11 protein-coding genes are annotated in these 13193 nt (G+C 68.8%); 9 read left to right on the forward strand and 2 right to left on the reverse strand.

Features of this window, described 5'->3' with window-relative positions:
* Window positions 1–202: 202 nt before the first annotated feature.
* Both GA0070216_RS23090 and GA0070216_RS23095 read right to left on the reverse strand, forming a co-directional pair.
* Window positions 203–1987: an ABC transporter ATP-binding protein gene (locus tag GA0070216_RS23090; protein WP_091250058.1), complete on the reverse strand. Its 1785-nt coding sequence runs from the start codon at window positions 1985–1987 to the stop codon at window positions 203–205.
* Complete coding sequence (locus tag GA0070216_RS23095; protein WP_091250275.1) at window positions 1984–3909, reverse strand: ABC transporter ATP-binding protein; 1926 nt, start codon at window positions 3907–3909, stop codon at window positions 1984–1986. Before GA0070216_RS23095 ends, GA0070216_RS23090 begins: the two co-directional genes overlap by 4 nt.
* Before the next feature lie 635 nt (window positions 3910–4544).
* On the opposite strand from GA0070216_RS23095, the gene GA0070216_RS23100 reads away from it, so the two are divergent.
* The 9 genes from GA0070216_RS23100 (at window position 4545) to GA0070216_RS23140 (ending at window position 13192) form a co-directional block, all read left to right on the forward strand.
* On the forward strand, window positions 4545–5954 hold the full coding sequence (locus GA0070216_RS23100) for a condensation domain-containing protein (RefSeq protein WP_176739094.1): 1410 nt from the start codon (window positions 4545–4547) through the stop codon (window positions 5952–5954).
* Window positions 5951–6835 carry a diiron oxygenase gene (locus GA0070216_RS23105; protein ID WP_091250063.1) on the forward strand — a complete coding sequence of 295 codons (885 nt, stop codon included), beginning with the start codon at window positions 5951–5953 and terminating at the stop codon, window positions 6833–6835. Before GA0070216_RS23100 ends, GA0070216_RS23105 begins: the two co-directional genes overlap by 4 nt.
* Window positions 6836–6885: 50 nt before the next feature.
* Window positions 6886–7740: an aminoacyl--tRNA ligase-related protein gene (locus GA0070216_RS23110; RefSeq protein WP_091250066.1), complete on the forward strand. Its 855-nt coding sequence runs from the start codon at window positions 6886–6888 to the stop codon at window positions 7738–7740.
* Between the two features lie 25 nt (window positions 7741–7765).
* Window positions 7766–8791 carry an NAD(P)H-dependent flavin oxidoreductase gene (locus GA0070216_RS23115; RefSeq protein ID WP_281190459.1) on the forward strand — a complete coding sequence of 342 codons (1026 nt, stop codon included), beginning with the start codon at window positions 7766–7768 and terminating at the stop codon, window positions 8789–8791.
* 102 nt (window positions 8792–8893) lie between these two features.
* Complete coding sequence (locus tag GA0070216_RS23120) at window positions 8894–9136, forward strand: acyl carrier protein (RefSeq protein ID WP_091250072.1); 243 nt, start codon at window positions 8894–8896, stop codon at window positions 9134–9136.
* Complete coding sequence (locus tag GA0070216_RS23125; RefSeq protein WP_091250076.1) at window positions 9133–10320, forward strand: hypothetical protein; 1188 nt, start codon at window positions 9133–9135, stop codon at window positions 10318–10320. The genes GA0070216_RS23120 and GA0070216_RS23125 overlap by 4 nt, the downstream gene beginning before the upstream one ends.
* Before the next feature lie 53 nt (window positions 10321–10373).
* Complete coding sequence (locus GA0070216_RS23130) at window positions 10374–11114, forward strand: class I SAM-dependent methyltransferase (RefSeq protein ID WP_091250279.1); 741 nt, start codon at window positions 10374–10376, stop codon at window positions 11112–11114.
* A gap of 2 nt (window positions 11115–11116) precedes the next feature.
* Window positions 11117–11689 carry a hypothetical protein gene (locus tag GA0070216_RS34675; protein WP_176739096.1) on the forward strand — a complete coding sequence of 191 codons (573 nt, stop codon included), beginning with the start codon at window positions 11117–11119 and terminating at the stop codon, window positions 11687–11689.
* Between the two features lie 282 nt (window positions 11690–11971).
* A complete protein-coding gene (locus GA0070216_RS23140; RefSeq protein ID WP_091250079.1) occupies window positions 11972–13192 on the forward strand; it encodes an extracellular solute-binding protein in 1221 nt (406 codons plus the stop codon).
* The last annotated feature ends 1 nt before the right edge of the window (window position 13193 follow it).

Genomic DNA, 13193 nt, shown 5'->3' on the forward strand with positions numbered 1-13193 from the left:
CTTAGCGGACCCGGCCGACCGGCGGCATCGACGACCGCCTGCCGCGTCGACCACGGCCCCTGTCGGCCAGCAGCCGCAGGCCGTCGACGTTCTCGCGGTCCCATGGATCGCCCGTACGTCGGCGTGCATTGCGGAGGACCGACCGCGACGAAAGACCGTCGCCTCCGGTCCCCGCGCGAACGACCATCCGGAAGGACCGAGGTTAGGCGTAGGCGCGGGCCTGAAGGTGGTACAGCTCCGCGTAGAGGCCACCACTCGCGGCGAGGTCCGCATGGGTGCCGACCTCCGAGACGCTGCCCTGCTCCAGGACCACGATCAGGTCGGCCATCCGCACGGTGGAGAAGCGGTGCGACACCAGTACGGTGACCGCGCCGGTGTCCGCGCGGGTTTCCGTGACGAGGTCGGCGAAGCGCTCGAAGAGCGCTTGCTCGGCGGTCGCGTCCAGGGCGGAGGCGGGTTCGTCCAGGGCGACGAGAAGCGGGCCTCGGCGCAGCAGCGTGCGGGCCAGCCCGAGTTTCTGCCACTGGCCGCCGGAGAGTTCGGTGCCGTCGCCGTACCCCCGGCCGAGCAGCCCGTCCAGGCCGTCGGGGACCAGCGCCCGGACGGCGCCCGCCTCGGCCCGGTCGATCGCCTGGTGCAGGGCCTGGTCGTCGTCGATTCGGTCGAGGTCGCCGATGCCGGTGTTGTCCCGCAGTCGCAGTTCCAGCCGGGCGAAGTCCTGGAAGAGGGTCGACACCCGGCGCTGCCACTCGGCAGGGGCGGCGGAGGCGAGGTCGACGTCATCCACCAGGATTCTTCCCGAGGTCGGCCGGTACAGCCCGCACAGGAGTTTGACCAGGGTGCTCTTGCCCGCCCCGTTCTCGCCGACCACGGCGAGCGCGGTGCCTGCCGGGATGTCGAGGGTGACGTCGTCGAGGATCTTCCGGTCGCTGTTCGGGTAGTGGAAGCTGACGTGGTCGAGACGGATGCCGCGAGTGAGGACGGCGGGCAGGTGCGCCGACCCGGGTCCGGCAGGTGCGGGCGATGCGGCGGCAGTGCGGAGTGTCCGGATCCGCTCCATCGTGCCACCCGCCGTCTGGACAATTGTCAGCAGGCCGAGTCCATTGGACACCTGGAAGGAGATCTGGGCGGCCAGAGCGATCACCAGAATCACGTCGCCCAGCCCCGAGCCGCCCTGTAGCGCCTGCCGGACCACGAGATAGATCGCACCGCCGTAGGCAGCGGCAAAGGTGAGCTGCCCTGCTGCGCGCAGCAGGGCAGCCCCGGTCTGGGCCCGGCGTAGCGCGGTCGTGGTGGTGGCCCAGTCGCGCTGGTGGCGTTCGATCAGCATGGCCTCGGCGCCCGAGAGGCGGATCTCCTTGACCGACGCGAGCGTGGTGGTGGTCTCCAGCAGGTGCCGGCCGAGGCGCGTCAGCGCGGCGGTCTCCTCCTTGGCCCGATCCACCAGACGCTGAGCCCGATTGCCCGCCAGGACGGGGATCGCTCCGGCGATGGGAAGCAGCAGCAGCCACGTGTTGAGCGAGCCGAGCAGGACCGCGGTCAGGACCATCTGCAGGACCAGGCCACCGAGTTGCAGAACGGCCTCCAAGGAGGCGCGGGTGCGGGGGAGTTCTTCGCGGACCAACGCGAGGGTGTCGGCGTAGGCCGGGGTGTCCAGTCGTTCGAGGTTGCCGACGCCGTGGGCAAGCGTGATCAGCTCGTTCTGGAGTTCCACCTCGCTGAGGTCGCCCAGTTCGAAGTAGGAGAGGTGGGCGAAGTGGTTCATCATCAGCTCGAAGACCAGCAGCGCTGCCGTTGTCAGGGCCAGCCGTGCGGCGGTGCCGGAGTCGTGATTGACCGCTGCGGTGGTGAGCGACTTGAGGCACAACGCGATCAACGGGGTGGACAGGAATCCAGCGGCCAGCATCGCTGCGGCACGCGCGAGGCGCCCTGGATCACAGCGGAAGGCGAGCCGCAGAAGGTGTCGGGCCGCAAGGATGGTGGTCATCGGGGCGCTCCATCGATCCTCGGCAGGAGCCGTTCGGTCGTCGACGGGCCGGCGGCTTCGTCCGACGTGAAGCGTTCCGCCTGAATCCTGAAGAGCTCGGCATAGCTTCCGCGGAGTTCCATCAGCTGTTCGTGCGTGCCGGATTCGGCCACCCGGCCGTCGGCGAGCACGACGATGCGGTCGGCACGACGCACGCTGGAGAAGCGGTGCGAGATGATGACGCTGGTCACACCCTTGGTCATGTCCAGAAACCGCTCGAAGAACGCGGCTTCCGCGCGGACGTCGAGTTGGGCGGTGGGCTCATCGAGCACCAGGAGGGAGGCCCCGCACTCCAGTGCCAGCAAGGCTCTGGCCAGGGCGATCCGCTGCCACTGACCGCCTGACAGGTCGGTGCCACCTTCGTACTCGGCGCTGAGGACCGTGTCCACGCCGTGCGGGAGGCCCTCGACGATCTCCAGAGCACCCGCGCGCCGGACTGCGGTGTCAAGCGCGTGGCGGTCGCCGAGGAGGTCCGGTCGGCCCAGCCAGATGTTCTCGGCGGCGGTGAGGTGAAAGCGGGTGAAGTCCTGGAAGATCACGGCGATGCGCCGGTGCCAGGCCGACGGCGAGATACCGGCGATGTCGGCTCCGCCTGCGGTGATCCGGCCGCTGGTGGGTTCGTGCAGTTTGGTCAGGAGCTTCACCAGTGTCGTCTTGCCTGCACCGTTGAGGCCGACGATCGCCGTCGACGTTCCCGGTGCGAGTTCGAGGTCGAGCCCGTCGAGCACGGCGGGGGCACCGTCGTGGTAGCGGAACCCGACGCTCTCGAAGCGGATGGCCTCGGCCGGATCAGATCCGTGACCGGGGTCGTGCTGCCGATCGTGGCCGCCGCCGTCCGCAGCGACCTGCTCCAGGCGGGTCAGTGCGTCGTGGGCGGCCAACCCGTAGAGCGTCTGCATGTCACTCTCCGGGAAGTAGACACCGAAGCGCATGGGAATCAGCACGGCCTGAAGAGCGACGGACAGTTGCAGCAGCGTCAGCGAGCCGTCCGTGCCGTCCTCGGCCAGGGCCGACAGCGCCGCGCCGCCGCCGAGCAGGCCGAACACGGCCAGCGCGACGAAGGGCCAGAACAGCAGTCTGCGCCGGGTCGCCCACAACGGCTCCAGGTAGCCGCGTGCCTCCCTGCCATGGCGTTGCCGGAGCCAGGGGACCAGGCCGAGCACCCGTGCCTCTTTGGCCAGCCCGGTCCCGGTCGCCGTGCGTCGTAGGTAGGACAGTCGCCGCCGCGGACCGGCCAGGGTCGCCCGTACCGCGCCGAAGCGGCTCAGCGATCCGCGCTGGCCGAACCGGATCACGAGCGCCGTCACGGCCACCAGCACACCGGTACCAGGTCCCAGGACCACGGACACCATGACCGCCGCCCCGACAAGTTGGGTGTAGCGGGCGATCAGGGCCAGAGTTCCGGCGGCGGCATCGCCCGGGGTGGGGACCACCCGTTCGAAGCCGTTGCGGGCGTCCGAGAGCACATCGAGCACCTCCTGCCGCTCCAGTTCCGCGACCGGGAGATCGCGCAGCGCACAGGCCATCAGTCGGACGATGCACGCGCCGTCGACCTGACGGACCACCAGTTCGGCCAGCACCGACTGGAACGGGACAAGAAGCTGTTGCAGCACGAAAGCGGCGACGGCCAGCATCAGCGCGAGCCCGATCCGACCTATGCCACCATGGCCGCCGAAACCTGACATAGCATCAGGGATTCTCGATATCAGGGTACTTGTCGCAAGGATGAAGGCAATCGGGAGCAGGCCGACTGCAAGGTGGAGCACACCCGTGCCGACGATCAGTCCCGGGTGTGCGTAGCGCAGCAGCCGCACAGTGGCCAGCCATCGGACGGCGCGTCGTCGGAGCGGTCCGGCGCCCGGGTCGGGCGTCGTGGAAGGCATCAGGAACTCCTCCGAGTCCGTCAGGGCGTGCAGGACGAGCAAGCGGCACGGATGAAAGGGCAACTCGCCGGGATCCGATTGCGATCGGAGGAGGGAAACAGCGGGACTCCCGCGAACCCGGGAACGCCACTGTCGCCGGGGAAGCTCGCGGTCCAGAGTCTGGCCCAGACCTCGTGTGACGTCAAGAATTTCATTGATGGTCATCTACTGGTTCTGTACAACGGATCGGATCTCTGATCCGTCGCACGGATCGGTCTAGACAGACCTGGATCGATGTGGTTACCGTTGCACTCCGTGTTCGGCCGGGTCCGCATGTCCAGTCCGGGCCGCTTCGCACCCTTCGCGCTATCGGAGGTGATGCGCAGCGATTCCGGGCTTGTTCGCTGACGTTTCCGCCCTACCCGGAGACAGTTCGTGCGCGAGCCCAGGGCCGTCCCGAGCCGGGCCTCAGTGTCGAGGCACCCCTTCCCCTTACCGACGCTTATCTCATCGGCGTCCTGACCGGTATGCCAGATTCTCCGCGATGTCCGTGCGGCGCCGATCACCCGGCCGTCGTCGCGGCACCGCCCTTCCGTTCTCTTGTGGCACCTTCTCCCGCGTCGCCCCGGGCGATGCCTGACCTGAGGAATCTGGCAATGCAGCACCTCGGTGCCCATTCGTTGACGTTCCAAGGAAAACGATCCGAAACCGCCCCCATGACGTGGGGTCAGCGCGCCATCTGGAAGGCCATTCGCTGGCTCGGTGACGATGCTTACTACTTCAACATCCGCCGCATCGCGAAGATCCCGTCCGGTCTCTCCACCGCACAGGTCGAGGCGGTCCTCAGCGCATTCGTCTCGCGGCACGAAGTGCTGCGTACCCGCTTTCACGAAGGGGGCGACGGGCCCGTCCAGGAGGTCTGGGCCGAGGGCGCGCTGTCCCTCACGGTGGCGGACGCAGCATCCGGCGCCGCCGACGACGTTGCTGCCGAGCTGGCACGAGAGTTGGTGGGCCTGACCTTTCGCCACGCCGAGGAATGGCCCTTCCGATGCGCGCTCGTCCTGCAGGACGGACGTCCAGCCGTCGCCGTGCTGGTGTTCTCGCACCTGGCTGTCGATTTCTGGGGCGCACGCGAACTGGAGCGCGATCTGCAGCAACTGCTCGACGGCAGCGGGCCGCCGGAACCGCAGTGGCAGCCGCTCGACCAGGCACGCTTTGAGACGGAGGGTCCTGGTGCCGCCCGCGGTGCGGCGGCGGCGGAGTACTGGCGTCGCACGCTGCACACCGTGCCGCCGACGCTGTTTCGAACGGTCACCGGCGAGGGCAGACCCGAGCGCTTCGTCCGGCTGGGGATGGACTCCCCCGCCGTCGCGGTCGCCACGACCGTGCTTGCCGAACGCTGCCAGGTCAGCACCGGCACGGTGCTGCTGGCCGCCACCGCGGCCGTACTCGGTGCCTACACCGGGCACGACACCGTGGCGCTGCAGCTCATCGCGGTCAACCGGCATGACGAGCGCAGCCGTCGGCTCGTGGCCCCCATGGTGGAGAACGCGCTGTTCGCATTGAACGTCGGCGACGACACCTTCGAACAGACGGTACGCCGGACCTTTCTGACCGGAATGAACGCCTACCGTCATGCCCAGTACGACCCGTCGGCCGTGGACGAGATTCTCGACGAGGCACGCGAACGCAGCCACGGCGCACTCAACCTCGGCTGCTTCTTCAACGACAAACGTATGCACGACCGTTGGGAGAAGCTACCGCTCACCGATGCGGGCCCGGACGGACTGCGTGCGCTCCTTGGCCGGACCAGGCTCACCTTCGTGGGTTCGTGGGAGCGCCAGGACGCCACCTTCTTCCTGCACACCGGTTACGCGCCCGACACCTGCCTGCTCTATCTGCTGGCCGACACCGAACTGATCCCGCGCCACGACATCGACCTCCTGCTGCGCGCCTTCGAGACTCTCCTGGTCGACAGCGCCACAGGCACTCTCGACCTGGCCGGCTTCCGCTCGACCCGTGCGACAACCAGTACCGAGAAGAAGCTTGGAGAGACCGCCCGATGACCACTAACGCCACGATCTGGGACGACGAGGTCGCCATCGCCGTCACTCGGCTCACCGCAGCCGCCGAGAGCGAGTACTACAACCCCTACCAGACTTTCGAGTGGCCCGAGAGCATCCCCGAGGGTGCGCTGTGGATGAGCGAGGATCTGGTGACGGTGCATGGCACCGCAGCCGCCGCGGAGTTGGACCGCGAGCAGTATCTCGCCCTGTCGAAGTGGGAGAGCATCAACTTCTACAGCCTCAACGTGCATGGGATCCGCGAGCTGATGCAGGAGGTGGTACAGCGGATCCACACCCCCGGTTTCGAGATCCCCACCCCGTTCTTTCACCACTTCCTCGGCGAAGAGAACGAGCACATGTGGTTCTTCGCCGAATTCTGCCTCCGCTACGGTGGAAAGCTGTTCGCCAACCGGGCCATGACGTTCCCCAAGGAGCAGCACTCCGCCCTGCTGGACAACTTCATCGTGTTCAGCCGGATCCTGATCTTCGAACAGATCGTCGATCACTTCAACAGCAGGATGGCTGCCGACGCCGCCCTCCCGGAGACCATTCGCGCCATCAACCGGGTACACCACCAGGACGAGTCCCGGCACATCGCCTTCGGCGCCCAACTGGTACGTGCCCTGTGGTTGCGGCTGCGTACGGACGGCGACGACAAGGAGATCGCCGTGGCCCGCCAGTACGTGGAGAAGTACATCGCGAGTTCGCTACAGCAGCTCTACAGCGTGGACGCCTACCGCAACGCGGGAATTCCCGATCCGTTCGCCTTCCGCAGCCGTGTCCTCGCCGACCCTTCCCGGAGCGCCGCCCACGACGCGGTCACGGCCCGTACCGACGCGTTCTACCGTCGGATCGGCCTGTTCGACCAGGCCGCGGCCTGAGCGACTCCGCCGCTCCCTGTCCCGCCCACCCTCACAGGAGCAGGTCACCCATGGCACTGCGCACACCACCCGCCCCGGCCGGAGCTCTCACCCTACGGAACCCCGGCCCCGGCCTGGTCGTCCTCGAACCACAGCGAGCCGCACTCCTGCTCGAACTCGACGCCCTGTTCACCGACATGGCCGACGAACTCGGTGCCTCCGCAGTGGTCGGGCCGCCACTTCTGCCTGCGGAGGGCCTGGCCCGGCTCGACTACTTCCGCAATTTCCCGCACCTCGGGGTGACCGCCGCCCGTTTTCCCGAGGATGCGGTCGAGGCACTGGCATCCGGGGGCCCGGTAGCGGAGCAGCCGGTTCGACCCACCGGCTACCTGCTGCCATCGGCCACCTGCTACGGCCTGCTGCTCTCGTTGCAGGGCCAGGATGTCGGCCCGGGACTGAGACTGACCGCGACCGGCCGCTGCTTCCGCAACGAGGACCACTACGACGGTCTGCGCCGCCTCTGGGGCTTCCACATGCGCGAGATCGTCTACCTCGGCACCGCGGAGGGCGCCCGCGAGCACCTCGCCCGCTCTCAGGAACTCATCGAGACTCTGGCCGAACGACTCGGCATCGTGCTGTCGTACCAGCCCGCCAGCGACCCCTTCTACGACAAGAGCGGCTCGCGGGCCAAACTGATGGCCCTCGACCCGGTCAAACATGAATTCGTCGCCACCGACGGCACCGCCATCGCGTCGGTCAACCGGCACCGTAACTTCTTCGGCGAGCGGCTCGGTATCACCAGTGCGGACGCAGTCGCCCACAGCAGTTGCACGGCTTTCGGTGTCGAACGCTGGGTGCACGCGATGCTGCTGGCGCACGGCACACCACAGGAGGCGCTGCGGCAGGTCCGTCATGTTCGTGGCTGACCTTCCGGATGATCCGGCCGCAAGGATGGTGGCGGCGGCGGAACGGGGAGCGCAAGCCCTCGGAGTCGAATTTCCCCTCATTCAGGCAGGCATGGGCGGCGTCGCCGGACCGGCGCTCGCCGCAGCGGTCAGCGACAGCGGCGCGCTCGGCACCGTCGCCCTCTACAAGAGCAACCCGGACCAGAGCGCCGCGCTCGTGGTCGACACCGCCGCGCGCACCCGGCGCACCTTCGCGGTGAACGTGATCCCCGAGGTCGCCGGGCGGCTGCTCACCGATCAGGTGGGCGCGCTGCTCGCCAGTGCGGACCGGCCACTGCTTCTGAACAGCTACGGCCTGCTTCCCGAGCCGGAGGCGGCACGGGTGCTGGCCGCCGGACACCGCCTGCTGATCCAGGTGGGCACCGCCGCCGACGCGTCGGTCGCGGCCGGACTGGGCGCACACGGCGTGGTGCTCCAGGGCATCGAGGCCGGCGGCCACCACCTCGGGAGGTTGGGCATACGCGAACTGCTCGCCCAGTACGACCAGGAGCCTGCGGCGTTCGTCGCCGGCGCGGTGACCACCGGCGCCGACCTGCTCGATGCCCTGCGGGCCGGTGCGTCCGGCGCGCTGTGCGGCACCGCGTTCGTGGTCACGGCCGAGTCGGCCGCGCACCCCTCCTACAAGGCGGCACTCCTGCGGGCCGGCACCGGGGACACCGTCGTCACCGACCGCTTTTCGATCGGCTGGCCGGGACGTCCGCACCGGGTGCTGCGCGGTCCGGTCACCGACGCGCCGCAGCCGCTGCCGGCGACGCTGATCGCCTGGACCAGCGTGATGGGTGGACGCCGACCGGTCCCGCGAGGCTCCGCCGCCGCACCCACCGCAGAGGCCGAGGGTCAGGTCGAGCAGATGGCCCGGTACGCGGGCCTCGGGTGCGCCGCACTCCGGACGGCACGGCCGGCCGCAGCCTACGTCGCCGGTTTCCGCGCGGAGTTCGCCGCGGCTCTCGCCGCCCTACGCGGCGGCCAGCCCTGCGGAAAGGGTCCAGCGATATCGACCAGTGGCCGCTGACCATCACCCCCGACGGGGAGGGGGCCGCCGCCACCGCTGTCGACCGAGGTCCGGCTCCCCGGATCCGTCATCCCACCGTTCGACACACAACCTGGAGCAGTCGTGAAGCGGATCGCCGAATGGATCCAGACCAAGAACCCCGAACTCGACCGCGAGCCCAGCCCGACGGAGGACCTGATCGAGGCCCGGCTCATCGACTCCCTGGACTTCCTGGAGTTCATCTACCTGCTCGAAGACCTCTCCGGGAGGCCCATCGACCTGCAGGAGGTGAGCGTCGACGACTTCCGTACCCTGGAACGCATCGCGCACCGCTTCCTGCGCCCCGAAGCCGGAACCACGTCGTGACCGTGGCCCCGGCGGCCCCGGTCGTCAGATTCGGCAGTTGTGACGCGGAGCACCGGTGGCGACCGACCGGGTTGGCGCAACTGCCGACCCTGCGTGATCCGCACGCCGAGCGACTGCTGCGAGGGATGGACGAGCTACAGGCGGTCCTCTGTCGCCCCGACGACGTGCTGCTCACCCACCACCGGCCGCCTGCGGCCTTCGGTGAGGTGATGCGTGCCGCAGGTTTCGGCGCGCGCCACCTGCCGGTTCCCGGCGATCCCGCGCTCCCCGTCGAGGAGCGCCTGGCTACGGTCGGTCTGCCAGGGTTCACCGGCGCGCGGCCCGAACCGTACGCGGTGCTGCCGGGGACGGCCGCTGCGGTCAGGAGCCTCGGACTGGACGCGGCGCTGCCCGACCTGAACGCCGTCCGGCTGGTCAACTCCAAGACCTGGTCGACGCGGCTGGGACTACCCGGCTCCGGACGGGTCGTCACCTCACTGCGGGAACTACGCGAGGCGGCGGTCTTGCCGTGCGTGGTCAAGGACCCCTACGGAGTGTCCGGGCAGGGCAATGTCATCCTCGACTCACCGGCCAGACTCGCGTTGGTCGAACGCAGCCTGAGTCGGCGACCGGAGGACATGATCGAATTGGTGGTCCAGCCGCTGTTCGAACGGTCCGACGACTTCGCCGCGCATCTGACGATCGACCCGGAAGGGGAACTGGTGTGGCACGGCGTTCGCCAGATCCTCAACGTCGGTCACTCCTACCGGGGTTCGTCGTCCCCGACGCCGCAGTTGATGCAGCGGCTCGACCGTGCGGAATACCGCGCATGCGTGGAGGCGGTGGCCCGGGCCGCGGCGGCGGAGGGCTACCGCGGGCCGCTGTCCGTCGACTCGATGACCACCGCGTCGGGGGAGCTGATCCCGGTGCTGGAGGTCAACGCCCGCCTCTCGCCCGGAATGATCGCCCAGCAGTTGGGCGTGCGGTTGCGCCTGGCGTTCGTCCGGATCGGCGGCGACGACTACTTCGAGCGACTGATCCACCTGCTGGATGATGCGGGGCGGCTCGCGAGCAGTGGCCGCGACGGCATCCTTCCGCTGGCGGCCAGCACCCTGGTTCCTCCTCGCGGCTGGCTCTTCTACGCCGTCTTCGGCGAGGCGGACGCGGAGCTCGGGGACATCACCGAGAGACTGTCCGGGCATTGAACGACACCTGTGGGCAGAGCACGTCGGATGTGGAGCACGGAGAGCAGACGAGCATGGCTGAAACACGCTACGACAGCCGGGCAGCCGCCGACTACCAGGCGGCTCGGGAGGTCCCCCGGGACGGCCTGGACGCCTGGCGTACCGCGGTGTCCGCAGCGGCCGGTCTCGCACCCGGCATGACGGTGCTCGACGTGGGTGCGGGGACCGGGGCGTTCGCGAGCGCATTCCACGCCTGGTTCGGAGTCCGGGTGCTGGCCGTCGAGCCGGCCGCAGCGATGCGGGCGCTGATACCTGCGTCCGAGGAGATCCGGGCGCTCGACGGGAAGGCCGAGTCGCTGCCGGTCCCGGACGGCTGCGCGGACGCGGCATGGCTCGGCTCCGTGATCCACCATCTGGACGATCTGGAGGCGTCGGCCCGCGAACTACGCAGGGCACTCAAACCGGGCGCTCCGGTGCTCATCCGCAACTCCTTCCCGGGCCGCTGTGACCGGGACCTGCGGGTGCGGTTCTTCCCCGAGACAGCGGGTCTGGTCGACACCTACCCCACCGTCGACCGGGTCTGCGCGGCCTTCGCCACGGCAGGCTTCGCCCAGGTCTCACTCCGACCGCTGCCGCAACGCAGCGCACCCACCCTGACCGCCTACGCCGACGGGCTCCGCCGCGCTGCGGACTCCAAGCTCCGCGCCCTCCCCGACGCCGCCTACGCCCGGGGCCTCGCCCGACTCCGCGCCGCCGCCGAGGCTGACCCCACCGAACCTGCCACCAGTTGGATGGACCTCCTCGTCCTGACCTGACTGTGACGACGCCGTCCTCGACCACTACCGCGCCGGCTAGGTTCCTGCTGCTCGGCGACTCGCACGCCGGCCCGGTCGCCCGGGCGGCGACCGCAGCCAGGCTGCCCTTCGTCGGTGGGCCGGTCGGCTCCGGCCGGGACTTCACCGTCGGATTCTTCGACGTCCACGACGACGACGTGGTGTTCCGGGATGCCGCCGTACAGGAACTCCACCGCGGCTTCCTGACCACGGCGGGCGTGTCCGCCCTCGGCCGGCTCACCGTCCCGCTCGTCTCGACCTTCGGGCTCAGCGTCCACTTCTACGCCACCACGGCGAACTGGCAGGGAGTCCGAATCTCCGCTGCTCGCCGACGCGGGCTGGCGGTGGGGACACCGTCACGGATCCGCGGGCCGCCGGCCTGGTCGGGTGGTCCGCAGCAGGCTGGTGTGACCGCCGCGGGCCACCCGGACGTCTCCGGAGCTTCCTCTTGCCGGTGTGGTCGGAAGACTGCGCGAAGCGCCCCGCGGCCTTCGTCGTGCGGGAACTGCGCCGCGTACCTTGACGCGCCGACCCGTTGCTGCATATCCCAGGGCTGACCATAGCGTCGGTAAATGACTCTGGACCGGCCGGCTGCCGTTTCCCCACACGGTGGAAACCGCTGCCCGGACGCGTCGGACGACCGCACACCGACATCGGGTGGCACCTGGCCGCCGGTTGTCGGGTGACACCGCAGCCGGCCCCGGCATGGAATCCGGTTTCCGACAGTACGACTCCGCCAACCGTCCCTACCGGACCCGTCATTCATCAACACCAAAGCGTAATGTGATGAATGACTCGTTGCGCACATGTGACCGGCCTGGATCGAAGGAGTCCGCATCATGTCCGAGCAGTACTCGCGGCGCTCCTTTCTCAGCGGGGTGCTGACCTGCGGCGCGCTGAGCGCCTCAGCGGTCTACCTGGTGCCCGGGGGACATCGCCCACCACCGGTCGAGCTCCGACTCGCCACCGGCGCCGACCCCACCGGCGCACGGAAGCTGCTGATGGACATGTGGAACCAGGCCAACCCCGATACCCCGGTCCGGTTCACCGACGAGGTCGAGGGCGGATCCGGCGACGAACGCAAGAGGCTGTTGACGGCGGCCCAGAATGGCAGCGCCGACATCCTCAACCTGGACATCGTTGACATTCCCGAGTTCGCCGCGCAGAAGCTGATCACCCCGATCCGGCTGACCGACCCGAACTTCCTGACGTCGGTGAAGGATCTCCACCAGGTCGCCGACGCCCCAAACAGCTACTGGGCCGCGCCACTGAACGCCGATGTCGGCATGTTGTTCTGGCGCAACCCCGAGACCGACCAGCCCGACAAGGTGACGTTGTCGCTCGTGCTCGGCACCTTCGCCGCCGCCGACAAGCGCTCGTTCGTCGGCCAGCTACGTCCCAACTCGTCGAACTACAACGAGGGTTTCCTGGTCAACATCCTGGAGCACGCCCTGTCCGTGGACCCTGAACTGTTGAGTCCGAAGGGCGAGATCCTGTTCGAGCTGAAGCCCTGGCAGAAGGCGCTGCGACCGTTGCGGGCGGCCATCGAGGCCAAGAAGGTCACCCTCTCCAGCGACGAGAACGCGAGCCTGGACACGTTCGTCGAAACGAAACCGACGTTCATGCGCAACTGGCCGGTGAAGTACCGCGAGCTTCAGCAGCGCAAAGACCTTGACCTGTTGGCCGGAAAGATCCAGGTGCTCCCACTGAAGCCCGGGGTGCTCGGCGGCCAGAGCCTCGCCCTGGTGCGCACCTGCCCCCACCCCGACCAAGCCCTCCGGTTCATCAACTTCATGACCGGCGCGGCAGCCCAGAAGATCCTCGCCGGGCACGGCTTCGCCCCGACCCTGGCCGAGGCGTACAACGACACGAACCTCCAGGCGGTCATCCCACACCTGGAAGCACTACGGGGTGCGGTGGAGAATGCCCGGCCCCGGCCGATGCATCCGGGATACCGCACGTTCGCCGAGGTCTTCGTCTACCACACCGACCAGATGCTGAGCGGTGAGTCCGACCTGACCTCGGAGTTCATCGCCGCCATGAAGGCGGCGCTCGGATGAC

The organism is Micromonospora matsumotoense (assembly GCF_900091525.1).
Lineage (GTDB): Bacteria > Actinomycetota > Actinomycetes > Mycobacteriales > Micromonosporaceae > Micromonospora > Micromonospora matsumotoensis.

Coding starts and splice junctions, on each gene's coding strand:
- GA0070216_RS23100 (WP_176739094.1), top strand. CDS start 4,545: ATGCAGCACCTCGGTGCCCATTCGTTGACGTTCCAAGGAAAACGATCC.
- GA0070216_RS23140 (WP_091250079.1), top strand. CDS start 11,972: ATGTCCGAGCAGTACTCGCGGCGCTCCTTTCTCAGCGGGGTGCTGACC.
- GA0070216_RS23115 (WP_281190459.1), top strand. CDS start 7,766: ATGGTGGCGGCGGCGGAACGGGGAGCGCAAGCCCTCGGAGTCGAATTT.
- GA0070216_RS23130 (WP_091250279.1), top strand. CDS start 10,374: ATGGCTGAAACACGCTACGACAGCCGGGCAGCCGCCGACTACCAGGCG.
- GA0070216_RS23110 (WP_091250066.1), top strand. CDS start 6,886: ATGGCACTGCGCACACCACCCGCCCCGGCCGGAGCTCTCACCCTACGG.
- GA0070216_RS23095 (WP_091250275.1), bottom strand. CDS start 3,909: ATGCCTTCCACGACGCCCGACCCGGGCGCCGGACCGCTCCGACGACGC.
- GA0070216_RS23105 (WP_091250063.1), top strand. CDS start 5,951: ATGACCACTAACGCCACGATCTGGGACGACGAGGTCGCCATCGCCGTC.
- GA0070216_RS23090 (WP_091250058.1), bottom strand. CDS start 1,987: ATGACCACCATCCTTGCGGCCCGACACCTTCTGCGGCTCGCCTTCCGC.